At 47.4% G+C, this 24,256-nt stretch carries 19 protein-coding genes; 14 read left to right on the top strand and 5 right to left on the bottom strand.

Annotated features, from left to right (window positions below; all coding sequences use genetic code 11):
* The first annotated feature begins 65 nt into the window (after positions 1–65).
* Positions 66–1,982, top strand: coding sequence for a HEAT repeat domain-containing protein (locus QUA23_RS11885; RefSeq protein WP_333076221.1), 1,917 nt, complete (start codon positions 66–68; stop codon positions 1,980–1,982).
* A gap of 63 nt (positions 1,983–2,045) precedes the next feature.
* On the opposite strand, the gene QUA23_RS11880 is transcribed toward QUA23_RS11885, so the two are convergent.
* On the bottom strand, positions 2,046–2,183 hold the full coding sequence (locus QUA23_RS11880; protein ID WP_333076222.1) for a hypothetical protein: 138 nt from the start codon (positions 2,181–2,183) through the stop codon (positions 2,046–2,048).
* A 357-nt stretch (positions 2,184–2,540) separates the two neighbouring features.
* On the opposite strand from QUA23_RS11880, the gene QUA23_RS11875 reads away from it, so the two are divergent.
* Positions 2,541–4,502, top strand: coding sequence for a HAMP domain-containing sensor histidine kinase (locus QUA23_RS11875; protein WP_333076223.1), 1,962 nt, complete (start codon positions 2,541–2,543; stop codon positions 4,500–4,502).
* Between the two features lie 313 nt (positions 4,503–4,815).
* On the opposite strand, the gene QUA23_RS11870 is transcribed toward QUA23_RS11875, so the two are convergent.
* Positions 4,816–5,001 carry a ribbon-helix-helix domain-containing protein gene (locus QUA23_RS11870; RefSeq protein ID WP_332952640.1) on the bottom strand — a complete coding sequence of 62 codons (186 nt, stop codon included), beginning with the start codon at positions 4,999–5,001 and terminating at the stop codon, positions 4,816–4,818.
* A 126-nt stretch (positions 5,002–5,127) separates the two neighbouring features.
* Positions 5,128–5,313, bottom strand: a complete 186-nt coding sequence (locus QUA23_RS11865) for a ribbon-helix-helix domain-containing protein (protein ID WP_333076224.1) — start codon at positions 5,311–5,313, stop codon at positions 5,128–5,130.
* A gap of 213 nt (positions 5,314–5,526) precedes the next feature.
* On the opposite strand from QUA23_RS11865, the gene QUA23_RS11860 reads away from it, so the two are divergent.
* The 5 genes from QUA23_RS11860 to QUA23_RS11840 all read left to right on the top strand — a co-directional run bounded on the left by QUA23_RS11860 (position 5,527) and on the right by QUA23_RS11840 (position 8,118).
* Entirely contained in the window at positions 5,527–6,006 is a 480-nt protein-coding gene (locus QUA23_RS11860) for a hypothetical protein (RefSeq protein ID WP_333076225.1), read from the top strand.
* 160 nt (positions 6,007–6,166) lie between these two features.
* Positions 6,167–6,331, top strand: coding sequence for a hypothetical protein (locus tag QUA23_RS11855; RefSeq protein WP_333076226.1), 165 nt, complete (start codon positions 6,167–6,169; stop codon positions 6,329–6,331).
* An 87-nt stretch (positions 6,332–6,418) separates the two neighbouring features.
* Positions 6,419–6,682 (top strand): hypothetical protein, encoded by a 264-nt coding sequence (locus tag QUA23_RS11850; protein WP_333076227.1) that lies wholly within the window; start codon positions 6,419–6,421, stop codon positions 6,680–6,682.
* A complete protein-coding gene (locus QUA23_RS11845) occupies positions 6,682–7,065 on the top strand; it encodes a type II toxin-antitoxin system VapC family toxin (RefSeq protein ID WP_333076228.1) in 384 nt (127 codons plus the stop codon). The genes QUA23_RS11850 and QUA23_RS11845 overlap by 1 nt, the downstream gene beginning before the upstream one ends.
* A 9-nt stretch (positions 7,066–7,074) precedes the next feature.
* Positions 7,075–8,118 (top strand): tetratricopeptide repeat protein, encoded by a 1,044-nt coding sequence (locus QUA23_RS11840; protein WP_333076229.1) that lies wholly within the window; start codon positions 7,075–7,077, stop codon positions 8,116–8,118.
* Positions 8,119–8,160: 42 nt separating this feature from the next.
* On the opposite strand, the gene QUA23_RS11835 is transcribed toward QUA23_RS11840, so the two are convergent.
* A complete protein-coding gene (locus tag QUA23_RS11835) occupies positions 8,161–8,745 on the bottom strand; it encodes a hypothetical protein (RefSeq protein WP_333076230.1) in 585 nt (194 codons plus the stop codon).
* 66 nt (positions 8,746–8,811) lie between these two features.
* On the opposite strand from QUA23_RS11835, the gene QUA23_RS11830 reads away from it, so the two are divergent.
* Both QUA23_RS11830 and QUA23_RS11825 read left to right on the top strand, forming a co-directional pair.
* Complete coding sequence (locus QUA23_RS11830; RefSeq protein WP_333076278.1) at positions 8,812–10,365, top strand: NAD(P)/FAD-dependent oxidoreductase; 1,554 nt, start codon at positions 8,812–8,814, stop codon at positions 10,363–10,365.
* Between the two features lie 229 nt (positions 10,366–10,594).
* The gene (locus QUA23_RS11825) at positions 10,595–12,361 is read left to right on the top strand and encodes an NFACT RNA binding domain-containing protein (protein ID WP_333076231.1); all 1,767 of its coding nucleotides are present in this window, start codon (positions 10,595–10,597) and stop codon (positions 12,359–12,361) included.
* Positions 12,362–12,803: 442 nt separating this feature from the next.
* Here QUA23_RS11825 and QUA23_RS11820 read toward each other — a convergent pair whose 3' ends face one another.
* Positions 12,804–14,891, bottom strand: coding sequence for an iron uptake porin (locus tag QUA23_RS11820; protein ID WP_333076232.1), 2,088 nt, complete (start codon positions 14,889–14,891; stop codon positions 12,804–12,806).
* A gap of 300 nt (positions 14,892–15,191) precedes the next feature.
* On the opposite strand from QUA23_RS11820, the gene QUA23_RS11815 reads away from it, so the two are divergent.
* The 5 genes from QUA23_RS11815 (at position 15,192) to QUA23_RS11795 (ending at position 24,083) form a co-directional block, all read left to right on the top strand.
* A complete protein-coding gene (locus QUA23_RS11815; RefSeq protein WP_333076233.1) occupies positions 15,192–16,358 on the top strand; it encodes a glycosyltransferase in 1,167 nt (388 codons plus the stop codon).
* A gap of 243 nt (positions 16,359–16,601) precedes the next feature.
* A complete protein-coding gene (locus tag QUA23_RS11810) occupies positions 16,602–17,333 on the top strand; it encodes a sugar transferase (protein WP_333076234.1) in 732 nt (243 codons plus the stop codon).
* Positions 17,334–17,789: 456 nt separating this feature from the next.
* Positions 17,790–18,821: a GDP-mannose 4,6-dehydratase gene (gene gmd, locus QUA23_RS11805; RefSeq protein WP_333076235.1), complete on the top strand. Its 1,032-nt coding sequence runs from the start codon at positions 17,790–17,792 to the stop codon at positions 18,819–18,821.
* Positions 18,822–19,228: 407 nt separating this feature from the next.
* On the top strand, positions 19,229–20,173 hold the full coding sequence (locus QUA23_RS11800) for a GDP-L-fucose synthase (RefSeq protein ID WP_333076236.1): 945 nt from the start codon (positions 19,229–19,231) through the stop codon (positions 20,171–20,173).
* A gap of 682 nt (positions 20,174–20,855) precedes the next feature.
* Positions 20,856–24,083: an efflux RND transporter permease subunit gene (locus tag QUA23_RS11795; protein ID WP_333076237.1), complete on the top strand. Its 3,228-nt coding sequence runs from the start codon at positions 20,856–20,858 to the stop codon at positions 24,081–24,083.
* Positions 24,084–24,256: the final 173 nt, after the last annotated feature.

Genomic DNA, 24,256 nt, shown 5'->3' with positions numbered 1-24,256 from the left:
CATATTTTTTAAAGACAGTTTAAAAGAGCAATCTCAACCGCTCGCCAAAATATTAGGATAAATCAGTGACCTCAGCAGCAAGCCTCATCCAACAGCTACCCGAGCTCAGCGATGCTCAGTTCCATCAAAAATATTTGAAACAAAAACAAGGGATGCACACCTTGGCGACTATATTGCCGCAAGTAGAACAGCAAAGTCTGGCTTTGCGGGCAGTAAAATTAGCTCTAAAAGTAAATTTAAAACTCGGCTCGAAGCTAGCAGGAACGGTAAAGCCAGAATTTCAAACAGCCACCATAAAATTAATCGACAAAATCCCCGCTTCGCCGCTGCTCAAAATTCAACTGCTGGCCCTAACAAGTTCCGATATGGCAATTCCGATGCTGGTGGCGGCATTGAACCACAAAGAAAGTGCAGTGCGCCTTGAGGGGATTCGAGCGATCGGGAAAATCGGCTCCGAAGCAGCAGTAATTGAATTAGCCCGATCGCTCGAATCCCAAGATTCCCAAATCCAAGCTTGGGCTGCTTGGGCTTTAGGAAAAATTGACTCGAAACCAGCAGCCGCAGCACTGCTCAAAGCCATTAAACACCCAGAGTCCAAGGTGCGCGCCCGGGCTGTTTGGGCCTTGGGCAAAATTAACCCGAAAACAGCCGTCCCCGCGCTGCTGAAAGCCCTCAACCACCCAGACTCCGAGGTGCGCTGGCGGGCTGCGGTCAACTGCGGGAAAATCGGCGTCTCTGAGGTAGTTCCCGGGCTGCTGAATGCCCTCAGAGACGAAAATCACCTCGTCCGCGCTAGGGCGGCGGCGGCTTTGGGGAAAATCGGCGATTGTGAGGCAGTACCCGGCTTAATAGAATTGCTTCACGACGATCCCGACTCTTATGCAGTTTCTTTGAGGGCCGCCGAGGCCTTGGGACAAATTGGCACAGAAACGGCTGTGGCGGGGCTGGTACAAGCCCTCAAGCATAACGACTCAGACGTGCGCGGCAGTGCAGTTTCTGCCTTGGGGGAAATCAGCAGCGAGGCGGCTATGGTGGCCGTAATCGGGTCGCTCTCGGATCGAGATATTTTCGTGCGCGGCAGGGCGGCGGTGGCCCTTGGAAACATCAATACAGAGGGAGATGCGAAATTGCAAAAAATGGTGGTCGCGGGACTGGCAAGCGCAATTGGCGACAGCGAATCTTATGTGCGGTGGAGAGTTGCTGCTGCTTTGGGGGAAATTGGGACAGAGGAAGCTGTGGCAGGTTTGGTGCGGCTGCTGGGAGACGAAACTTCAGGAGTGCGCCAAAACGCTGTTAAATCCCTCGGTCAAATTGGCTCAACGGCTGCTATTTTGGCTCTGGAAACAGCTTTAAATCGCGAATTTGCTGACGTTCGGGCGCTGGCTGCCCAATACTTGGCGGATGTCAGGACTGAGGCAGAAACAGTTGATTTTGATTCCTCAGTCTCTGCAGATTTATCGGGTGAAAAACTGCCGAAAATCCTGATTGCTTCGCAAGCAGAAGCCAGCGAATACATTGTTGACCGCGCTGCGGGGCGCGAGATTAAATACCTGATCTCGATCGGCAGTCCGGGCTTGCCCGAACCCAAAAATTTTCATCAAATCCAGAAGCGAATGTGCCTGGAGTTTAACGACCTCGACACTCCCGTTGACGACCCCGATCAAATCTTGCCTAGTCTTGAGGATGTACTTAAAATTATTGACTTTGCCCTCAAAATGTCACCACAGGGAGGCAGTTTGCTGATCTGCTGCCAAAGTGGGATCAGCCGTTCAACTGCCACAGCTTTGACTGTTTGTGCTGCGCTGTTGGGTCGCGGCAAAGAACGGGAAGCTTGGGCCGTTGTGCTTGCCGCCAGACCCCAAGCCAAGCCGAATCGCTGGATGGTACACTTGGCCGATGAAGCTTTGGGTAGAGACGGTAAGCTAGCACTGGCGATCGAATCGACCACGGCAACTCCAGAACTCGCAATCGCCAACAGTTGACTCCCAGAAAGCGGGTTTCTTTTCGCAAGCCCTACAGTTATACTCAACTAACGACACTTTACCTCAGACTTGTCTGTGCGGGGCAACGGTGCCAAAAGTCGATCGCCAGGGTGCAAAAGTTCGATCGGCTGCTGCATTTGTGACATTCTGTGCTACAAAGTTGTCGGATGATCGACAAAAACCGTCAAGCAATCGTCGCATTGCTGGCAGCCAAAGTCCAAAGCGAAGGAATCAGGTGCATTGTCAACAGACAATATCAGCTTTGGGCTACTCACAGGCAAAACAGGTCAAAGAAAATTTTCTGCCTGCTGAATTCCATGCTTGGAAAAAATTTTCTTTATTTTGCCTGCTACAGACTTTTACCAGCCGAAAAAGTAATTTGACAACAGCCATCAACAGCCTAATTATCTATTAGACATCCACCGAATTTAAGTTTCTCCTCTGACTCGACAAGAGTTTGAGATGCTTTTTCACAGATGTCTACTGGAAAATAGACAAGATTTTCCGTTTGGAAAACTTAAGAGCATGGTAGATTTCAACAAAAGACAGGGGTTGCATATGTCAAAAATTAACTTGCTAAAAAAAACAGGGAACGAAGCAAGTTTATCGGTTGCCGTTTCGGAATACCAGGGCGAGTTCAATCCAGAAGAACCATTTAACCCGCAGAAAGAACCTGTGGCAACGCGAAAGGTAAACCAAAAAAATAGCAAAGTAGGTAAACTGATGCCGCTCTTTATTTCTGAACAAGTCGCTTCTATAGAAACCCCACATAAGAAAATCCCTAGCCAGGATTTTGTAGAAATATCATGTTTAAAACTCCGCAAAATGTTGCCATATAAAATTGGCGGTTGGTCCATCCATAAAAAAATTGGCGGCGGGTATTTCCTGGCAATAGGAATCGGATTCATTGGCTCCCTGAGTGGGCTGGTGATTGCCGATTACTACCAAGGACAAGGATTAGAACAATTCAATGACGCTCACCTACAAGCGCAATTGCTGGGAAATTTTAAAGATGCGGCGCTGGCAGCACAATTGCAGGGAGCGCAGCTAGATTCTTTTGTAGATAATCCTGCCAAGCTGGAATTGAAAGAAGAGCAGTTTGTCAAGAGTATTGTTCAGGCAAAAGAGCTGCGGTTACGCATAGAGAAGTTTGCCGACAGCCAACCTGCTTGGCTGGCAGTAAAGCCGGAAGTTCTCAAAAGTTTACTGCAAGATTGCACCGAAGATTTAGAATCCTACGCCGATACTCTCAAGCCAACTTTGCAGGAAATCCAGCAATCGCAACTGTCACCTAGGGAGATAGAGTCTGCCAGAAAAATTTTGGCGACAGTAAGCGGAGAAGGTGTAAAACAGCTCAACAGCAGCCTTGAGAGATTGAGCCAAATCCTCGATATTGCCCAGCAGCAAGAGGGGCAAGGCGGTGAAGTGATGGAAGACGCTCAAGGAATGGAAAAAGCCATAATTATTATTAGTATGCTGCTGTCGGTCGTGGTAGCCGGAATGGTGGCTGACCGCACCAGTCGGGCGATCGCCAAACCAGTCGTGAGCGTCACTCAGATTGCCGAACAAGTGGCCGCTGAGTCGAATTTTGATTTGCGAGCCCCCGTCACCGGACAAGACGAAATAGGCTCATTAGCTGTGTCTCTCAATCATCTAATCGAGCGAGTTTCCGAACATACAAAAGAATTGAAACACGCTAAGGAAGCGGCAGTCACCGCTAACACTGCTAAAAGCCAGTTTTTAGCAAATATGAGCCACGAGTTGCGGACGCCTTTAAATGCGATTATCGGCTACAGTCAACTACTTTCAGAAGATGCTCAGGATGCGGGATGTGATGAGTTTGTACCCGACTTGCACAGGATTCAGAAGGCGGGCACGCACCTGCTATCTTTGATTAACGATATCCTCGATTTGTCAAAAATTGAAGCCGGGAGGATGAAACTCGAAATCCAAGAGTTTGACATCGAATCCCTGGTTGACAATGTTGCGTGTGCTGCGAAACCGTTGGTAGAGAAAAATGGCAATGTTTTGGAGATTGAGTGCGATCGAACTGCGGGTATCATGCACGCAGATTTCAAAAAAGTGCGGCAGGTTTTGATGCACCTGCTGAGTAATGCTGCTAAGTTCACCAAAAACGGCAGGGTGAGACTGAGTGTCAGGCGCATTGAAGGAAGCGGCAAATTGAATGCAGCAGGGCGATCGGCGATTGACGATTCAATGCCTGCCGATGAAACTCATTCTGCGGCGATCGCTTGTCCTCTGCTGAATGTTGAAGAGTCGGATTGGATTTGCTTATCGGTTAAGGATACCGGAATTGGAATGTCGCAAGAACAACAGCACAAATTATTTGAAGCTTTTGTGCAAGCTGACTGTTCAACAACGCGACCTTACGAGGGCGCTGGATTGGGGCTGACACTTAGTCGCTACTACTGTCACATGATGGGCGGGGAAATTTTGGTAGAAAGCGAAGAGGGGAAAGGGTCTATTTTCACTGTGCGGATACCCGCAGGAAATGGGTAATGTGATGTTTGGGCGAGAGATTTAGGGGGTAGGCAGAGGGGCGAAAATTTATGTTTCAAACCTCTGGCGGTATGTCCCAATGCTTTAGTCTGGCTAGTGGGGGCGATCGCACTCTATTAATTCTAATTGGTTATTTTACCAATTCAAACAGCACAAACCACTGGCTCCTGAACTCCAACCTAAATCGATTCTAATAAATTTCATTTAGTATTATTGAACCGCGAAGACGCGAAGGAAGAATCAGGAAGAATCAGGAAGAATTAGATAATCTTCTACGGGGAAAAGAGTAAAAGATCGATCGCATAAACTGCACTCAACTTTTATCTTGTTTCTCATCGGATGGTGGGGACTGTTTTTGCATTTGTTTTTGACGTTCCCTCACAGCTTGTTCCAAAATGAATGCTGACAAGCCGCTGATTGAACGGCGTTCCTCATTTGCCCACTCTTGAAGTAGGTCATAGATTCCTTCTCCTATCGAGGTTGATATGCGTTTAGACATTAGAGGTTAATTGTTTCTTATTTAAGCCGATCGCCGTTGTCGAGTATTTTAGACAATTTTGTCGAATATGCAGCATAATGCTGCTTTTGCACAGCACTATGCTGCTATTGCACGCCCCAACTGCACTCAACTCTTCTCCTGCTTGTCATCCGATGGCGGAGGCTGTTGTTTCATTTCCTTTTGGCGTTCTCTGGCTGCTTGCTCCAAAATGAATGCTGACAAGCTGCTGACTGAACGGCGTTCTTGACTTGCCCACTCTTCAAGGATGTCATAGATTCCATCGGCTAAATAGGTCGCTAAGCGTTTGGTCATCAGAGATTGATTATTTTTTAGTTTAAGCCGATCGTAATTGTGCTGTATCTAGACCATCCTGTCGAGTTTGGCTCATCCACAGCATTTATGTGTGCTATATCTATGCTATAGTTTCAAAAAGTCAAAAGCCAGCGCTGAACTTTCGTCGGGCTCGCGCTGGCTTAGGGCTCCCCAAATACAAGGAGACAATCCACATAAAAGGAGACTATTACTATGGTAAAGCCTGTGAGCGACGGCAGCGAATATAACCGCGGCTATCAACAAGCTTTAGATGACTTTGGCATCACGCAACTGCTGTCGGGTATCCGCAGCTACTCTGATGAGGATTTTGATGCCGATCGCGCGCGCATGACTGGGCCAGAAATCGAAAGCTTGGCGGTGTTTCTGATTCTGCGCGTCGGGGCGAATCTCAAAGGAAGTACGATCGCCCGCTACCTCAACACTCTCAGAAAAGCCAATTCTCCGACGATCGCCCGCGGGGCGATCGAACTCAACCCAAATTCGATCTCGAAAACACCTGAAAAGTCAAAGCAGGGCGATGGCACTTCTTGGGCGATCGTCCGAATTTTACCGAATGCTGAGCACTATACGATCGCGCGTTTTGTCAACCGCCAAGATGCCGACGATCGGCGGAGGGCGTTGTGTCGGTTTATTCCAGGGGGTGTTTTTGAGGTTGTGTGCGATCTGGCCTAATCAATAAACACAAATCCCGTAGTCCGTCGGGGGTTTTAACCCCCGCCGGACTGTTGCAACAGGTGTAAAATATCAGTTGGAATGAACTTTTGCTAAAAGCTCGATCGCTTCAAAACCGCTTGTACTACAATTAAAATCTCTACTCTCTTTACTAAAACCGATGGAAACCATCAATCTTAAAGAAGAAGTCCGCAGCTTAATCGATAAATTACCTGAAAACTTTACCTGGCCTGACCTAATATCGGCAGTTTATCTCAACCAAGCCATGAAATCCGAACCTATTCAAGTTAAAGGCATAAAACAAGGTAAAAACATCCAACTATAAGAAAATATTAACATTCCTGACGGCTCCTTAGTTCTGATTGAAGCCCGGGAAGTTTCGCCAATCAACAACGAGGAGAAGTGGAAAAGGATGAAGGAGTTTTTAGTGTCTTTGTCAGATGAAGACAGAGAGGAATGGCGAAAAATTGCAGAATTTCTAGAGGGCGATCACGCAACTAATAGAGAATCACCAAAACCATTCCCTCCGCCACCAAAACCTGCGCCTCCGCCACCGAAGGCTCCACCTATGCCTCCTAAAAAGCGCCGCGCGCCGCTGTTTGGGAGCGATCGCGAGGTGATTACCATATCTGATAATTTTGATGAACCGTTAGAAGATTTTCAGGATTATATGTAATGAGAATTCTGTTAGATACTCATACCTTAATTTGGTTTTTTGCAGGCGATTCTCAACTTAGTGTCACTGCACGGATTCTAATTGAGGACGAAGATAATAAACTGGTCAGTATACCAAGTATTTGGGAGATGGCAATTAAGGAAAGTAAACGGCTGCTGAATTTGAGTGTGCCTTTTCAGGAGTATATCGGGCAAAAACTCAGTTTAGAAGACTTTAATCTCCTGAAGATCAATTTAGATCATCTGAATGCGATCGTGACCATGCCTTTTCATCATAAAGATCCGTTCGATCGCTTGCTCATTGCACAATCAATGGTGGAAGGGATACCGATATTAAGTAAAGATTCTGCGTTTGATGCCTATTCTATTAATCGACTTTGGTAAATTATGAAAATGATGAAACAATTTATTAGCAGTGTTTTGGTTTTGGGTGTGTGTCTGACTCCTCTGACTGTGCCGCTGATGGTTCAACCGAGTTGGGCGCAAAGTCAAAATTCACAGATTGAAAAATTAAACCAACTCATAGAGCAAGCAATACAACAGGGACAGCAAGGACAAGAAGCGCGACAGGCAATAGAAACATGGCAGCAAATTCTAGCCATTGCGCGACAATTAAAAGAGAAAAAAAGTGAAGCTCTAGCACTCAATTATATTGGTCTTAACTACGACAGCCTTTCCCAACCGCAAGAAGCATTGAAATACTATAACCAAGCTTTACCAATTATGCGGTCAGCGGGCGATCGCAGGGGGGAAGCTGCTACTTTGAATAATATTGGTGCAGCGTACAACAGCATCTCCCAACCGCAAGAAGCATTGAAATACTTTAACCAAGCTTTACCAATTACGCAGTCAGCGGGCGATCGCAAGGGGGAAGCTGCTACTTTGAGTAATATTGGTTTAGCCTACAACAGCATTTCCCAACCGCAAGAAGCATTGAAATACTTTAACCAAGCTTTACCAATTCTGCGGCAAGTGGGCAATCGCAGGGGGGAAGCTACTACTTTGAATAATATTGGTTTAGCGTACGACAACATTTCCCAACCGCAAGAAGCATTGAAATACTATAACCAAGCTTTACCAATTCTGCAGCAAGTGGGCGATCGCAGGGGGGAAGCTGCTACTTTGAATAATATTGGTGCAGCGTACAACAGCATATCCCAAACGCAAGAAGCATTGAAATACTTTAACCAAGCTTTACCAATTATGCGGTCAGCAGGCAATCGCAGGGGGGAAGCTGCTACTTTGAATAATATTGGTAGAGTGTACAACAGCATTTCTCAACCGCAAGAAGCATTGAAATACTTTAACCAAGCTTTACCAATTATGCGGGAACTGGGCGATCGCGCGGGGGAAGCTACTACTTTGAGTAATATTGATGCAGTAAACAACAGAATTCAACCGCCAAGCAGAACAAATATCCCGCCAATTCCCCAATGAACCAGGTTATTTCCCTGCTGTATTGCACGCAATTAAGAAACGCTAAACTCTCCCCCACAAAGCTAAGCCGCCGCCCCTTCCCCTAGCGGCAATTATCCCATCTTCTACCAGAAAATATGCAAAAAATGCCTGTTTCCCCACACTCAAACTAAAAAAATCCGCCTCCCGTGCTTCACCGCCGCGAATAAATCCTTGATACACAGTTTTACCCAACACTTTCACAGTAATTCTGGTAAAATCAAAAGCTAAAATATTATTAGGCAAAAACTTAGTCGGCCCAGAAAGAGTGAGTTCGATCGCCCCAACTTGCACCGAATTTTCCACCCTGCCGATTTCGCGATTCTCTTCCCCTTCAGCAACAGGTTCCGCCGAATAAGCAATTTGAATTTTCGCAATCCACTGAGGGATGTAACGTCCGGCACCCAAGACAATTCCCGCTTTTTGTCGAGTCTTTTTCGTGCCGGTGATAAAGCAGAGTTGCCAGTTGCCGATTAATTGCTCGAAAGAATAGCGAATTTTATTTTTTTTCGCGTTTTTCTCAGCTTCGAGGAGGGCGGCAACTACGGCGTTGGAAGATGGTTTAGAATTAGATTTAGCGGCTTGTTCGAGAATAGATATATTTTCCATTTAATATACAAACCAGTTTTATTGTTGGTAACAGAGATAATATTAGCTGAATTAGCGGAGAAAAATATGGTTGCGATCGCCCCCACAGACACAGAAATCATCGTCATCGGCAGCGGGATAGGCGGATTGACTTGCGCTGCAATGCTCGCCCGCTATGGCTTTGAGGTTGTGGTTTGCGAAAGCCATTCGATCGCGGGCGGCGCCGCACACGGTTTTGAACGCGGCGGATTTAGCTTCGACTCCGGGCCCTCCCTGTACTCCGGATTATCCTACAGCCCGTCTGCGAATCCCCTGCGGCAAGTTTTGGATGCGATCGGCGAAAAACTCCCCTGCATCACCTACGATACCTGGGGTTGCTGTTTGCCAGAAGGCGATTTCGACACATCCGTCGGTGCGAGTCAATTTGCCGAAGTGCTCGCACAACTGCGCGGCGGCGCAGCAGTCGCCGAATGGCGGCAACTCCAGCGCATCATGGAACCCTACGCCAAAGCTGCCACAGCCTTGCCCTCCCTCGCTTTGCGCTTCGATTTGGGCAGTATTTTTACCCTCGGCCAATTTGCGCCGGCTTTCCTGCAAAGTGCTGGCGACGCGATCGCACTTGCAGGCCCTTTCAGCAAAATAATGGACAAAAATGTCAAAGATCCCTTTGTCCGAAATTGGCTGAATTTGTTGTGCTTCCTGCTGTCTGGACTTCCCGCCGACGGAACGATCGCAGCCGAAGTCGCTTTCATGTTCGCCGACTGGTATCGCCCCAATGCAGTTTTAGACTATCCGATCGGCGGTAGTGCAGCTTTGGTAAACGCCCTGGTACGCGGTTTAGAGCGCCACGGAGGGCAGTTGCTGCTAAATTCCCACGTTGCAGAAGTTTTGGTGGAAAACAACCGGGCTGCCGGCGTGCGGCTGCGATCGGGCAAAATTATTCGATCGCACAAAGCCGTCGTCTCCAACGCTTCCGTTTGGGATACCCTGAAACTTTTGCCTGAAACCTCAGTCCCGCAAAGGTTTCGGCAACAGCGGCAGGCGACGCCAGAGTGCGACAGCTTCATGCACCTGCATCTGGGAATTGATGCAGCCGGAGTGCGATCGGACTTGGCTTGTCACTACATCTTCGTGAAAGACTGGGAAATGGGCGTTTCGGCCCCTCAGAACGTCGTTCTCGTCTCGATTCCCTCCCTCCTCGACCCCGACCTCGCGCCTCCGGGAAAGCACGTCATTCACGCATATACCCCCGGAAACGAGCCTTACGATTTGTGGCAAAAGCTCGATCGCACCAGCGAAGAGTACAAGCTGCAAAAACAAGCGCGCGCCGAGGTAATGTGGGAAGCCTTAGAGAGAATTATCCCCGATATTCGATCGCGCTGCGAAGTCACCTTAGTTGGGACACCCCTAACCCACGAAAGGTTTTTGCGCCGCCATCGCGGTTCCTACGGGCCCGGAATTCGGGCGGGTAGCGGCTTGTTTCCCGGACCTAGAACACCTTTAGCGGGGCTTTTTTGCTGCGGAGATTCGACATTTCCGGGAATTGGTTTGCCCGCTGTTGCTGCTAGCGGGGCGATCGCAGCCAATACGATCGCACCTTTGTACAAACATTTGCAATTGATTGGGGAAGTTATTAGTTAGTTGTTATTAGATATCTGCCATAATTCTTGTGGAACAGTTACCCTGCCTGTTCAAAACCTGCTTTTTAGGAGATGTCTATTAGTTATTTGTTATTTCTTAACGAAATTATGGAAGAGCTTTCCGAGGGAAGGACGGAAAGCAAAAGTAAACAATAATTTTATATAATTAGTAAAATGTGACCGATATCTGTCAGCATAGAAATAGATAGTTCGATCGCCCTGAGAATACCGTGCAACCCGTAGACTTTACAACTTTAACCGCCACTTGCAGCGAACTGCGAGGCCAATGGCTGCCAGCGCGCTTAGAACAAGTCTACCAGCGCGATCGCTTCACCGTGTCCCTGGCCTTCCGCACCATGAAAGGGCGCGGCTGGATTGACCTTTCCTGGCATCCTGTGGCCGCCCGCATCTGCGTCGGCGACCCCCCGCCCCGCATTCCCGATACCTTCACCTTCAGCGAACAACTGCGGCACCAACTCAGCGGTTTAGCCTTAGTTTCCATCGCCCCTGTTTCATCCTGGGAAAGAGTCATCGACTTGCAATTCGCCAAACGCCCCGGAGAGCCCGCCCTCTGGCACCTCTACGCCGAAATCATGGGCAAGTACAGCAACGTCATCCTCACCGCCCAAGACAACCTCGTTGTCACCTGCGCCCACCAAGTCAGTGCCAAACAATCCACCGTCCGTCCCATCCAAACCGGGCAACCCTACGAAATGCCCCCGTCTTTGACCGATGCAGTGCCGAGTCTGAGCGAATCTCAAAACCGCTGGCAATCGCGAATTAGCCTGGTTCCTGGGCAATTAAAGGGCAATCTGTTGAAGAATTACCGAGGGATGAGTAAAGCCTTAGTTTTGTCAATGATTCGATCGGCTTCTTTAGACCCCGAACAATCCACCGACAGCCTGAATCCCGACGACTGGCAGCAACTATTCCAGCGCTGGCTATACTGGCTGCAATGCCTAGAAAACTCTAAATTTCACCCGAGTTTTACCCCCGAAGGCTACACCGTAATCGATTGGCCCGCACCAGATGCAAAAGAGGCAGAAACTGCAAACGAATCTAACTCCTCTGTTCCTTCTTCCTTCTCTTCGGTTCAAGAATTACTTAACAGCTACTACACAGGCGAAATCAATCAAGAAGTATTCGCCCAACTGCGGCATCAGCTTACCCAAAAACTCAACAACGTCTTAGCCAAACTGCGCCTCAAAGCCAACACATTTAAAGAACGCTTGCAGCAATCAGCAGACGCAGACACCCACAAATCCCAAGCCGACTTGCTGATGGCAAATTTGCAGCATTGGGAACCGGGAATGAAATCAATTTCTCTCCCCGACTTTGAAACCGAGAAACCAGTTATCATTTCCCTAAACCCGGAAAAAAACGCCGTTCAAAACGCTCAAGCCCTCTACAAAAAACACCAAAAACTTAAAAGAGCCCGCATTGCAGTAGAACCTTTGTTAGCCGCTGTACAGGAAGAAATCGACTATTTAGAACAAGTTGAAGTCGCACTTTCAGTATTGGAAACCTACCGCAACACCCAAGATTTGCAAACCCTCGCCGAAATCCGCGAAGAACTGATCCAGCAAAAATATCTAGACGTACCAGATTACCGCAGTACCGACAAAAATGCTGCGATCGAATTTCACCGCTACCAAACCCCCAGCGGCTTTGAATTATTAATCGGGCGCAACAATCGCCAAAACGACCAACTCACTTTTCGCACCGCTAACGACTACGACTTGTGGTTCCACACCCTAGAGATTCCCGGAAGCCACGCTTTGCTGCGTCTCAAACCCGGTACAGTTGCTGAAGAAACCGATTTGCAATTTGCGGCCGACATGACTGCTTACTACAGTCGCGCCCGCCACAGCGAACAAGTTCCCGTGGTTTATACAGAACCGAAATATGTATACAAACCCAAAGGCGCAAAACCGGGTATGGTTGTATACAAGCAGGAGCGAATTGTCTGGGGTAGACCGCAGCAAGCTCCGGCTTGATTTATATAAAGTGAGCAAAAGGTCGATCGCCCATCGAAACCTCGTTTTTTCGCAAAATAAAAGGTTTGGTAGGCATCAACCTACGTATAGACCGGGTTTTTGAAACCGGTTTTATTATACAAAGTGCAAAAAAGTGCGATCGTCCTAAAAATTAAAATTCGCCTGTAATGTAAAGTTTTATTACAGAAAATTAAATTTTGTTGTTATAGTACCCCTTAAGAGAGATGATATTTCTTTTAGAACCCTTTGCAAAGAAACGTGCAACTTGGGTTTCCTCACTGTGAGAACAACACTGTGGGAACACAACGGATTTAACTATTTGTGCAGACCAGCTTTTGCTAAAGCTGGTCGTTTTTGTTTAAACATCAAACCCAAGCTCGGACAATTTTAGATTTTAGATTAAAACCGCCAATATAAAATCTAAAATTGGTGTGGGCTGCTCCTAGAAAGTAAACGTCGTTCTGACCACCCCAATCACCAAATCAGAATTATTCTTATTGTGGTCAGGAGCAGTCAGCCAAATCAGACCGGGAGTGATAGCAATATTATCGCTCAACTTAAACTGATAAAAACCTTCAACGTGCAGCGAAGTATCCTTATCTTCCGGCAAAGTCCGATTAGTAGAACTCGTCACCCGCGGCTCCATACCTACCACAATCCCCGCCACATTTCCTTCTTTCAACAAATCGGGAAAAGCCAAAGTAACCGCCCAGTTCCAGATTTTTTGATCTCCCCGCTGCACAGAACCGGTAGGAGTAGCCAAGTTCGATAAAATGCGCTGGTTTGTGTAACCCGCCCAACCGCCAATTGCCAATCTCCGGTTCAACCGCCACGAAGCTTGCGCGCCGTAGGAATTGCTAGAAACTGGCAGATTGCTATCGCCGTCGAGCCCGAAGGAACCGAGACGCACCGGGAAATTAGAAGCATTGCTGCCTGTACCAGTAACAAAGTTGTAGGAATTAACGTAAGTTAAACCTAAAGCCATGTTGTCGTTCGGTTTGAAAGTCAACTGAGCCAAACCGCCGTAAGAACCGTTAAACAAACCATTTCCCCGCGTCGGGTCCGCAGCATTGCCGGCCATATATCCCAAACTCAGTTCGAGTTTTTCCCCAAACTGATGCCGCAGAGCGATGCCAGAACCGCCAATCAAATAGTAAATTGGGTTGCGAGTACCGAAGTTAGAAAGAGCACCGTAGCTGCCGTCTCCGTCAAAGTAAGGGTTGACAGTGTTGGTAAAATCATCAGCAGCGCCGGCATTAGCTTCGAGAATTACAGTCGTGCTTTTGCCGAGAGGGAATTGGTAAAGCAGCGCATCTAAACCTACTGTATTGCTAGCCTCGCCAAAAGGCCCCGCATTAAACCGCAATTCCCCTTCAGCGGTTTTCGTATTATTAGTAGAAAATGAACCCAAATTTAAAACTTGCAATCGAGTTCTCAGCAAATCTTCTCCAGAGAAACTCGTGTCGAAATTGATCCGAACCCTGCTGCCAAAAGCCGTGGCTTTATCAGCTTCGCGGCCCTCGGCATCTTCTCCCCCGGCGATACCAGCCAAACCAAATATCACTTCGCCGTTGAGTTTAGTCGTAGTTGAAAACTGATTTGCTTCCAATTCAGAGGCGCGCGCTTCCAAAACATCGACGCGGCCCCGCAAAGTTGCCAATTCCGCCGCAAATTCTTCTTGCAACCTTTGCACAGAAGCCAAATCTTCTCGCGTCGCCAGATTTCTGGAACCGCCTTGAATCAGCTCGCTAACTTTATCTAAACACGCATTTAAACCTGCTGCAAATTCGTAGCGAGTCATCGCCCGGTTGCCGCGAAAAGTGCCGTCAGGATAGCCAGCTATGCACCCGTAGCGCTCTACTAGAGACTGCAAAGCTTGGAACGCCCAATCGGTTGGCCGAACGTCGGAAAGTTGCGACACAGATGTTACTTGGCCGGCCGCATCTTCGCTGCTACTGCCTTCTGTGCTGTATTGGTTGATTTGTTCTAAAACATTAGACTGTGCTTGAGGTTGGGCACTTGAATCAGTGGATTGCGAAATCTGATCGGGCTGCGCGGCGGATTTTTCCGCGCTTAAATTAGCCGGTGCAATGGCGGGTGGCGTTTCGCTTAAGTTTGCGGGCGCTACTGTGGGGATTTGCTGCGCGACTGGTTGTTCGGCACTTAAATTTGCGGGCGCTACTGCGGGTTTGGTTTCGCCTAAATCTGCTGCTGCAACTTCCGGTGCTTTTGCTTGTTCGGCAACTGGGGCGATCAAATCGTTAGTGAAGCCCTCGTAGAGGTTTGCCCTTTCTTTCTCAATAGTTTCAACAGTTGATTTGCTAGCTAGTGAAGCTGGTTCGGCTGTCTCAGGCTTTGCTGTCTCAGACTTGGCTGCCTCGGTTGCAGCACCTGCTAATTGCAATTTATCAGTTTGAGCTGCCGTGGCAATTTCTACAGGTTGCTCTGCTAGCGCCGTCGAAGATACAACTAAACTTGCTGCCAATACAGCGGGACTAACTAAAAGTCCCTTCCACAAAAATTTGGACATTTTTCCTCACACCACATTGAGCCGATCGCCGATTCCGAAGATTTAGGCGCCCGCAAATCACCTTCAGTATTCCGCCTAATAGTATTTCTTGTCAACTATCGGGGAAATCACTGCTGGAGAGTGCAGTTTTGCTGTGGTTGATTTGACAAAAACTCCGTTTATTCCCAAAATCCTTGGTTTGACCTAGATACCTCGATAGAAACCTGGTTGATGGCTGGATATTGCGTAAGTTGATCCCTCAGTAAGACTAATATTGACAGCACTGGCGCTAACAAATCGTTTGATCGGCTACAAATACAAGTGAAAAAACTCAAATACGCCCTAGTTCACGAATGGTTGACGCCCTTAGCTACTGGCGGTTCAGAACTCGTAGTGCAGGAAATCCTCAAACACGTAGACGAGGCAGATGTCTATGCCCTCATCGACTTTGAATCGGCCAATCCCGAAAGCTATCTTTTCGGGCGACAGATTGGCACAACATTTTTGCAACACTTTCCCGCAGCCCGCAGCGGTGTCCAAAAATATCTGCCATTTCTGCCGATCGCGATCGAACAACTAGATCTGCGAGAATACGACATCATCCTCTCATCATCCCACGCTGTCGCCAAAGGCATCCTTACCAGTCCCCAGCAACTGCACGTCTGCTACTGCCACACTCCCATGCGCTACGCTTGGGACTTAACTTTTGACTATTTGCGTAGCAGCAAAGCCGGACGGGGCATCCCGGGGCTGCTGACGCGATATTTGTTGCATCGACTGCGGCAGTGGGACGTAATTTCCGCCAATCGCGTTGATTATTTCATCGCTAACTCTCAACACACTGCGCGCCGAATTTGGCGATGCTATCGGCGGCGGGCCGAGGTGATTTATCCGCCGGTAAATATCGAGCGATTTTCCTTGATGCGGCAAAAACAAGACTTTTACGTCACAGTTTGTCGGTTGGTAAGTTACAAAAACGTAAGTGCGATCGTCGAAGCATTCAATCAACTCGGGCATACTCTACTTGTCATCGGCACCGGGCCAGAATTAGACATGATTCGGCAAATCGCCAAACCTAACGTGCAAGTGCTCGGCTGGCAGCCCGCCTCCATAGTTGAAAAGTACATGGCAGAGGCAAAAGCCTTTGTATATGCAGCTTGCGAAGATTTTGGCATAGCTTTGGTAGAGGCTCAAGCTTGCGGAACACCAGTAATTTCCTATGCAGCAGGGGGCGCTTTGGAGACAGTGCTCGACATTCGCCAACACCCAGACACAGGGACTGGTTTATTTTTTTCCTCCCAAACCGCAGCAGCATTAGTCGAAGCTGTCAAGGAATTTGAGCAGTTGCAAGGCAAATTTCGGCCAGAAATCTGCAGGTTGCGCGCTGAACAGTTTGCTCCCGAGGTTTTTGGGCAGCGCTATCTAGCTTTTGTGGAACACTGCTATCAGGAATTTCACTCCCGTGATTTTACCGAGTCTGGGGCTTGAGAGTGCCAGAACCCGATAGCGGGACAATCTTCCTTCTGCCTTTGTATAAGTGCCTTCAGAAGACCTCTGCATAAGTGCCTTGTGCCTTTTTCCTTCTGCCACCAGAAGCCCTCTTCCTTCTTCCTTCTGCCTTTTGAAGCCTTCAGAAGGCAGAAAATTGAGTATTGGAAACATAATTGAGAGAACAAAGCGTCTTGAGGCTTTATGATCAGGACTGTGTGTGGTGTGAAGTGAAGGAGTAAGATGACTGCCGACAGCCAACTAATCTCCGGCAAGGTAATTCGAGCGATCGCAAGACGCGGTTTTGGGTCTGTCCTGCAAGGAGATAGACGCATAAGTCGTTCTCTACAGAGCCTCGACGGAGAACTTTTCAAGCGGTTATTTGACATCCTGTTTTCCTTATCGGTTCTGATCCTGTTTGCTCCGGTTTACCTGCTTTTGGCTTTCTTAATCGCCTTAAGCTCGCCCGGTCCTATTTTTTACGTACAGGAACGAGTAGGCAAAAACCGTAAAAGGTTTTATTGCCTTAAATTCAGAACGATGGTGGAAAATGCGGACGATATATTGCTGGAAATCATGGAAAATTCTCCGCATTTGCGTCAAGAGTTTGAGGACAATTTCAAGCTGAAACAAGACCCTCGAATTACCTGGATTGGAAGATTTTTACGAATGACCAGTTTAGACGAGTTTCCCCAGTTTTGGAATGTTTTAAAAGGAGATATGAGCGTCGTTGGACCGAGACCTTTAGTTGAAGAAGAACTGCCGAGATACGGTAGTCACATCAACAAAATTCTCACCATAAGGCCTGGAATTACAGGCTTGTGGCAAGTGTCCGGTCGCAACGACATTCCCTATCCCCGCCGAGTCCAAATCGACCTCTATTACGCAAATGACAAAAACCTTTGGATGGATATGTGGATTGTTTTCAAAACAATTGGAGTTGTGATTTTTCCCAAAAATAACGGCGCATATTAATTTTTGTCCGCAGTCAGCAATCGGTAGTTAGTTTTATTTGTTACTGACCACTGATGCTGACTACTGACAATCCGCGACAAACTCTTTGTCAAAACTAAACAGTTCCTGGGTGCCGATCGAAGAATTGTGAGCTTAACTAAAGAGGCAAATACTTAAATAAACCTACATCTTCTTCATCTAGAAAGATCAGTTCTTCTAGATAGACTACTTTAGGTTTAGGTGCTAAACTTAACTCTATAACCTTTGGCTTAAGGGGGATAGCCTACTTATCTTGGGATAGCCCACTACCCAACAGCGTAGGAAGTAAACTTCAACTGGCTTTAGGTAACTAAAGTTAAGTTTGAGTAAGTTTTATAAAGCAGTTAATGTAGAGTTTGAGAATACGGCCGGCAGGGAGCAACAGCCTCTGCCAAAAAGTTTATTGTGAATTAACACAGCCTGTCACAGGAAAATCAGATGACGCAACGCAAGCGAGCGCTAATAACAGGTATTACAGGTCAAGACGGCTCCTACTTGAGCGAATTACTGTTAGAGAAAGGATATGAAGTTCACGGCATTATCCGGCGCAGTTCTAGTTTCAATACCGATCGAATTGACCACATCTATGTCGATCCTCACAGCGAGGGTGCACGCCTGTTTCTACACTACGGCGACTTGACGGACGGCACCACTCTCCGCCGGATATTGGAAGAAGTTCAGCCGGTAGAAATTTATAACTTAGGCGCTCAATCTCACGTTCGAGTCAGTTTTGACTCGCCGGAATATACGGTTGACACAGTAGGGATGGGAGTATTGCGGCTGCTAGAAGCAATTCGGGACTATCAGCACCGCACCGGCATAGAAGTGCGGTTCTATCAAGCAGGTTCTTCGGAAATGTTTGGTTTGGTACAGGAAGTTCCCCAGAAGGAAACAACTCCTTTTTATCCCAGAAGTCCTTACGCCTGCGCCAAAGTTTACGGGCACTGGCAAACAATAAATTATCGCGAATCTTACGGACTTTTTGCCTGCAATGGCATCTTGTTCAATCACGAATCTCCCCGCCGTGGCGAAACTTTTGTAACTCGCAAAATTACTCGCGCCGTTGCCAGAATAGTTGCCGGCAAGCAGAAAAAGATTTACTTGGGCAATCTCGATTCTAAGCGGGACTGGGGCTATGCTAAAGACTACGTGCAGGCGATGTGGCTGATGCTGCAACAAGACAAGCCTGACGATTATGTCATTGCTACCAACGAGACCCATTCTATTAAGGAATTTCTCGATTTGGCTTTTACTTACGTCAATTTAGATTGGCAAAAATATGTAGAGTTTGACGAACGCTACTTGCGGCCTGCAGAAGTCGAACTTTTGATTGGCGATTCGACTAAGGCGCGCCAGCAATTAAATTGGGAACCTTCTGTAACTTTTCAGGAGTTAGTACATTTAATGGTAGATGCTGACATGAAAGCTTTAGACCAGCAAGGTCGAGGTTCGGGCAACGGATTTGATTAAGTCGCTAAACCAAGCGGTCAGTGCAAACAATTTGTAGGGGTAGGGCCCCGTGTCTACCCCTTTGGCGAAAGGCGTGCACCAAAGGACTGCGCCTGCACACACTTCACAAATGATGAGAGGGTTGTTACGGTATTAGCCTAGCGCGATCGGCATTCAAAGAACCAGCTTAATTGCTCGCAAAAATTTCGGCTGTGCGGGCTAAAAAAAACATTAAAATGATAGTTGTGGAGTCGCGACCCCTATATCTAACTTTCGGGTATGCACGGCGCAAATTGTCCCTATCTACTGCAGCTAAAACAAATGTGTGGGCAACCTCATCCTATAGCTGAAAGCTTTTTTTGCTAAAGCAACAATTTTAGAATTGAAATTGTCGATCGACCTTTATTCAAAATCCCGAGGCTAAAATTATGACAAGCTTGGATTTAAGCAGCAAACGCATTCTAGTCACGGGCGGCGCCGGTTTCTTGGGCCGTCAGGTAATCGACCAGCTAGTGAAAGCAGGGGCAGATGCTGATAAAATTTCGGTAACTCGATCGCGCGACTGCGACCTCCGCGTCATGGAAAACTGCAAGCGCGCCGCCGAAAAACAAGATATTATCATTCACCTCGCCGCCCACGTCGGCGGCATCGGCTTAAACCTAGTCAAACCCGCTGAATTATTTTACGATAATTTGATGATGGGCGCGCAACTAATCCACGCCGCCTACGAAGCAGGAGTCGAAAAATTTGTCTGCGTAGGCACTATTTGCGCTTATCCCAATTTAACCCCAGTTCCTTTCAAAGAAGACGACCTGTGGAACGGCTATCCAGAGGTAACTAATGCACCTTACGGAGTAGCAAAAAAAGCCTTATTAGTGCAACTGCAATCCTACCGCCAGCAGTACGGATTCAACGGTATCTACTTGCTACCAGTAAATCTGTACGGCCCGGAAGATAACTTTGACCCGAAAAGTTCCCACGTCATCCCCGCATTAATTCGCAAAGTTTACGAAGCGCAAGAAAGGGGAGACAAAACACTGCCCGTTTGGGGCGACGGCAGCCCTAGCCGCGAGTTTTTGTATTCCACAGATGCCGCGCGGGGAATTGTGATGGCAACGCAAGATTACAGTGAATCTGACCCGGTTAATTTGGGAACGAATAGTGAAGTTAAAATTCGCGATTTAGTGGAAACGATTGGCGAATTGATGGGATTTGAGGGAGAAATTGTTTGGGAAACGGACAAACCGAACGGTCAGCCGCGCCGCTGTTTGGATACCCAAAGGGCTAAGGAAAAGTTTGGTTTTGTGGCGGAGGTGAAGTTTAAGGAAGGGTTGAAAAATACGATTGAGTGGTATCGAAAACACGCAGTTTAAGTGTGAAAAACCCGGTTTCAGGAAGAAACCGGGTTTTTTTTAGGAAATAGGGTGAATGGCAGTAAATCAGCAGAAAGAACTTTTTAGTAAAGCTGGCTCTTCTTTACTTAGTGTGCCCAACCATTAGTTGAAGTAGTTAAAACTCAAGCTATGTATGAATCGAAGGAAAAAATGGATCCAAATCAACTAAAGTAAGACCGGAAACCCTTGCTGTGTAAAAATTTAGGCTATTAATTTCAGATAAATGAACACACGAAGTACGGAAGATCCGGCATATTTAGCCTTCCATACCGTAAATCCGCAACACCGAATAAGAATGGAGTGGCGGGTTTTACAATCAACCTGTAGGTAAGGCCAACAATATAATCAACCTACCCCCACGATAGCGGTAAATCGCCATTGCTTTCGATCTATAAAAAAGCCGATCGCAATTTCTGCCAATCTGTATTGTGGGCGATAGACTACCTCTAAAGGAATATTATAAAAAACATTTTTGACAATTTATTAAAATTTATTATACTACTTGTCAGGTGCGGAGCGTAAATACTCTCTCACTCCCTATACAAAATCAAGCCTGACCGAAAACAATTTGGTCACTAGCCCCGCGATTCATTCCTTTGCAGGCTGAGTGACGGTGTAAACTTTCCAATTGTTTAATCTAAAATCTAAAATCTAAAATCAAATGACAGCCGACAAACCCGGATTCAGCATTAGCGCGACCGCGATTCGCCGCCACATCGGCACCCTCATGCTGACACTTGCGATTATAGTCGTGGGCATTTTCTACATCACCCAACTGCCCGTTGACTTGCTGCCATCCATCACCTATCCCCGCATCAGCGTGCGCTTAGACGCCCCCGGAGTCTCGCCAGAAGTTGCAGTTGACGAAATTACCCGCCCCCTGGAACAAGGACTTTCAGCGACAGAAGGAGTCACGCAAGTTTTTTCCCGCACCCGCGAAGGACAAGTCAGCGTCGATTTATTTTTCAGACCAGGGGGCGACATCAACCAAGCCCTCAACGACGCGACAGCCTCCGTCAACCGAATTCGCAACCGACTTCCCGATACAGTTGAATCGCCCACTCTGTTTAAATTTGACCCTTCTCAACAGCCGGTTTACGAATTTGCCCTGACTTCAGACTCGCGACAAGGGGTAGATTTGCGGGTATTTGCCGATGACGAATTAGCCCGGGAAATTAACGTTATTCCAGGAGTAGCTTCGGTTGACGTTTCCGGCGGCGTTCAAGAAGAAATTCAAGTTAATATTGACCTGAACCGACTGCAAAGTCTAGGAGTTAATCTTAACGACGTTTTTAATGCTTTGCGCGATCGCAATTTAGACACTTCCGGCGGTCGGCTGCGGCAAGAATCTAACGAACCGCTGACGCGAACCATCGGCCGCTTTAGAACAGCCTCTGAAATTGCCAATCTTTCCTTTCAAGTATCCGGTTCCAACCCGCCAAAACGAGTTTACCTGCGCGATTTTGCCCAAGTCAATGACGGCACGGAAGAACAGCGAGTCAAAGTTTTTCTCAATCAAAAACCTGCCGTTAAAATTAGCATCTTGAAACAGCCGGACGCCAACACGATTACTGTTGTAGACGGAGTGAAAAATCGCATCAAAGAAATGCAGGAGTCCGGCTTGATTTCGGCGGACATGAGTGTAGTTACTACCTTAGACGAATCCCGATTTATCCGCAATTCATTAGCCGATGTGGCGAATGCAGGAGTTTCTGGGGCAGTGCTAGCTGCGGTCGCAGTTTTGTTCTTTTTAGGTTCTCTCAGACAAACGCTGATTATTTCTCTGACTATTCCCCTGTGTACTCTAGCAGCAATTATTTTAATGCGGCTATTCGGCTTGTCGCTGAACTTGTTTAGTTTAGGCGGTTTAGCATTAGGAATCGGTCAGGCGATCGATACCAGCGTAGTTATTTTAGAAAATATTGTAGTCGGTCTAGACAGCAACCCTCATCTGAAAAAAGGCAGAATCAAAGATCGAAAAGAACGCACGATAGAAGAGTCGGTAGAGCGGAGTGAAGAAGTAGAATCAGCAATGGTTGCCTCTACAGCGGCAAACTTAGTATCAGTGCTGCCATTTTTGCTGATCGGTGGCTTCTTTTCGCTGCTATTTAACGAATTGATTTTGACAATTAGCTTTGCAGTAGCAGCGTCTCTGCTAGTAGCTTTAACGGTAGTGCCGATGCTGACTTCTCGCTTGATGGGAATGTCTTATTCCAGCGGTATCAGTCAGTTCGGGCCGATAAAACATTTCAACCGCGGTTTTGAAAACGGCACGCGAGCCTACGGTTCAATGCTGTCAAAAGTGCTGGGTTTGCGGTTAATTATCATTGCCCTCGCTTTTGTGATTTTAGGTGGCGGCACTTGGGTGATGGTGGGACAAATTCCCCAAGAAATTTTGCCAAGAGTTAATACAAGCCAAGCCAGATTATTTGCTTCATTTCCTCCGGGTACTAACTTGGAAACAAATCAAAAAGTGATTGCTGCTGTCGATAAAATTCTACTAGAACAGCCAGAAACAGAGTACACTTTAACGACAGCGGGAGGGCTGCTGTTCGGCAACAATACGGTTGAAAATTTGCTCCGGGGAAGCAGCACAATTACGCTCAAATCTGGTACCAATACCACCGATTTTACAGAAAGAATGACTGAGGAATTGAAAAAAATTGACCTTCCTAAAGGAACTCGTCTGCGGCTAGTTCCAGAATCGATTAGGGGTTTAGTTTTAACTAATTCTCCAGTGCGGGGTGGCGAAATTGATGTCGTGGTTCAGGGGGAAACTGAAGAATCATTGGAGGAAGCAGGTCGTCAGATATTAAAAGAATTAGATGAGAAGGTAAAATTAGCCCGGTTTCGGCCGGAGGCAGACGCGCCGCAGTCAGAGGTACAAATTCGTCCAGACTGGGAAAAGGCCGCTGTGTACGGGCTGACAGCCCAAGATATTGGGGAGACAATTCAGACAGCAATTGAAGGTGCTGTTCCCACTCAATTGCAGCGGGGAAACCGATTAATAGATGTGCGGGTGCAGTTCGATCGCAATTCTGTAAAAAATACTTCCCAACTCGGACAAATTCCCTTATCTGGCGGCAATAATACCATCATCCGTTTAAGCGACGTAGCCAATATTGCGATCGGCAAAGCGCCAGCAGAAATTCAGCGCCTCAATCAGCGGCAAGTCTTCTTAGTTGTCGGAAACTTGAATAAGGGTGCAAGTCTGGGCGATGCTGTCCAGCAAGTCGATGCAGTTTTATCAGAACTTAAGTTGCCGCCAGGAGTAAGAATTCTGCCGAGTTCGGCTGCTGAAACTAATGAACAATTGCAAACTTCTCTCAAGCTTTTGGGGGGATTGGCGACTTTTCTAGTGTTTGTAGCGATGGCGGTGCAGTACAATTCTCTGGTCGATCCGCTGGTGATTTTGCTGACAGTGCCGCTGGCGTTGGCGGCGGGAGTATTCGGGCTTTATGTGACCAAAACTGCGATCGGTGCGACGGTGATGATCGGTGCAATTTTGCTCGTGGGAATTATCGTGAATAACGGCATTATTATGATCGAGTTGGCGAACCAAATTCGGGAAGAGGAAGGGGTCGATCGCACAACGGCAATTCTCAGGGCGGCACCTCAGCGCTTGCGACCGATTTTGATGACAACTATTACTACAGTTTTGGGTTTATTTCCCCTAGCTTTGGGCATTGGAGAGGGTTCGGAATTCTTGCAACCGCTGGGTGTGGTGGTGTTTTCCGGTTTATCGCTAGCGACGCTGCTGACGCTGTTTATTATTCCGTGTTTTTACATTTTGCTGCACGACTTCTTCGGGATGTTTGCAGCGAAGAAGAAACCGCAGGCGGTTGCTATTCCCGTGCAGAAGACGGCGAGAAAGACTCCGAATTTATAAAATGTAGTGTCAGCTTTTTACGCACTTCGACGCAATCCGGCAGGGGTTTAAACCCCTGCCTCAAAGCGAAAGTCGGTTAAAACCGACTCTAGATTTTGACTGGAAGTGCGATCGATTTTAGTCTTCTTTCAGAGGACTTTAGCTGTGAGACAGGGAATTCATTCCCTGTCTGA

It is taken from the genome of Microcoleus sp. Pol1C5 (assembly GCF_036701115.1).
In the GTDB taxonomy this organism is placed as follows: Bacteria; Cyanobacteriota; Cyanobacteriia; order Cyanobacteriales; family Microcoleaceae; genus Microcoleus.
This window is presented reverse-complemented; position numbering and strand designations above follow the sequence as displayed.

Bases quoted from the DNA above. Each gene is read 5' to 3' on its own strand.
- QUA23_RS11880 (WP_333076222.1), bottom strand. From the start codon at position 2,183: ATGCGACGATTGCTTGACGGTTTTTGTCGATCATCCGACAACTTTGTA.
- QUA23_RS11875 (WP_333076223.1), top strand. From the start codon at position 2,541: ATGTCAAAAATTAACTTGCTAAAAAAAACAGGGAACGAAGCAAGTTTA.
- QUA23_RS11870 (WP_332952640.1), bottom strand. From the start codon at position 5,001: ATGTCTAAACGCATATCAACCTCGATAGGAGAAGGAATCTATGACCTA.
- QUA23_RS11865 (WP_333076224.1), bottom strand. From the start codon at position 5,313: ATGACCAAACGCTTAGCGACCTATTTAGCCGATGGAATCTATGACATC.
- QUA23_RS11860 (WP_333076225.1), top strand. From the start codon at position 5,527: ATGGTAAAGCCTGTGAGCGACGGCAGCGAATATAACCGCGGCTATCAA.
- QUA23_RS11855 (WP_333076226.1), top strand. From the start codon at position 6,167: ATGGAAACCATCAATCTTAAAGAAGAAGTCCGCAGCTTAATCGATAAA.
- QUA23_RS11850 (WP_333076227.1), top strand. From the start codon at position 6,419: ATGAAGGAGTTTTTAGTGTCTTTGTCAGATGAAGACAGAGAGGAATGG.
- QUA23_RS11845 (WP_333076228.1), top strand. From the start codon at position 6,682: ATGAGAATTCTGTTAGATACTCATACCTTAATTTGGTTTTTTGCAGGC.
- QUA23_RS11840 (WP_333076229.1), top strand. From the start codon at position 7,075: ATGATGAAACAATTTATTAGCAGTGTTTTGGTTTTGGGTGTGTGTCTG.
- QUA23_RS11835 (WP_333076230.1), bottom strand. From the start codon at position 8,745: ATGGAAAATATATCTATTCTCGAACAAGCCGCTAAATCTAATTCTAAA.
- QUA23_RS11830 (WP_333076278.1), top strand. From the start codon at position 8,812: ATGGTTGCGATCGCCCCCACAGACACAGAAATCATCGTCATCGGCAGC.
- QUA23_RS11820 (WP_333076232.1), bottom strand. From the start codon at position 14,891: ATGTCCAAATTTTTGTGGAAGGGACTTTTAGTTAGTCCCGCTGTATTG.
- QUA23_RS11810 (WP_333076234.1), top strand. From the start codon at position 16,602: ATGACTGCCGACAGCCAACTAATCTCCGGCAAGGTAATTCGAGCGATC.
- gmd (WP_333076235.1), top strand. From the start codon at position 17,790: ATGACGCAACGCAAGCGAGCGCTAATAACAGGTATTACAGGTCAAGAC.
- QUA23_RS11800 (WP_333076236.1), top strand. From the start codon at position 19,229: ATGACAAGCTTGGATTTAAGCAGCAAACGCATTCTAGTCACGGGCGGC.
- QUA23_RS11795 (WP_333076237.1), top strand. From the start codon at position 20,856: ATGACAGCCGACAAACCCGGATTCAGCATTAGCGCGACCGCGATTCGC.